This is a genomic window from Tsuneonella rigui (assembly GCF_003958625.1).
In the GTDB taxonomy this organism is placed as follows: domain Bacteria; phylum Pseudomonadota; class Alphaproteobacteria; order Sphingomonadales; family Sphingomonadaceae; genus Tsuneonella; species Tsuneonella rigui.
Genome location: NZ_RSEL01000008.1, coordinates 1 through 784, shown reverse-complemented (window position 1 = coordinate 784; position 784 = coordinate 1). Strand labels below are relative to the sequence as shown.

1 pseudogene is annotated in these 784 nt (G+C 73.5%); it reads left to right on the top strand.

Annotation, left to right across the window (positions count from 1 at the left end):
• Positions 1-784 (top strand): annotated as a pseudogene (locus ELY12_RS14230) (chromosome segregation protein); the annotation flags it as partial.

The window sequence follows — 784 nt, the reverse complement described above, 5'->3', positions numbered from 1 at the left end:
TCCGCGCTGGAACGCGACCGGCAGGCACGTGCCAAGCAGGCAGCGGGCAAGCACGGGCTGCCCGCCGCGATCGACCGCGTGCGCGCCGCGCCGGGGTACGAGAGGGCGCTGGCGGCCGTGCTGGGGCGCGATGCAAAGTCGCCGCTGGGCGCTCCGCAGGGAGATCCCGAAGGCCGGTTTTGGGCCGGCGCGCCCGAACCCAAGCCGGTGCCCGAAGCACTTCTGAGCCATGTCGGCGACTGCCCGCCGCAGCTCGCCGCGCGGCTGGCGCTGGTGCATGTGGCCGATGCTGATGACGGCCGTACGCTCGGGCCCGGCGAATGGCTTGTCACCCGCACGGGCGCTCTGCGCCGCTGGGATGGCTTCATCGCCCGCGGCGAAGGGGCGGCGGAAGCGGCAAGGCTCGAAGCCGAGAACCGCCTTGCCGAACTGGAGCGACTTGCCCCGCCGCGCCGCGAAGCGCTGGCCGAAGCCGAACGCGCGCAGGCTGCAGCGCAGGATGAACTTGCCGCCCTGCAGCGTGAGCTTATTGTCGACGAGCGCTCGTTGCAGGGAACCGCCGAGGCCGAACGCCAGGCCTTGCGCGCGCTCGACCAGGCAGAGGCCGCGCGCGAGCGCTACTCCGCGCGGCTCGCGGAACTTGCGGCGACCACCGAACGCCTGAGCGAAGAACGCCGCGCCGCCGAGGCTGAGCACACGTCTGCGCAAGACAAGCGCACTGCGCTGCCGTCCCCCGACGCCGGCCGCGCCGCGCGCGATGCCGCACATGCGCGCAACGAAGCCG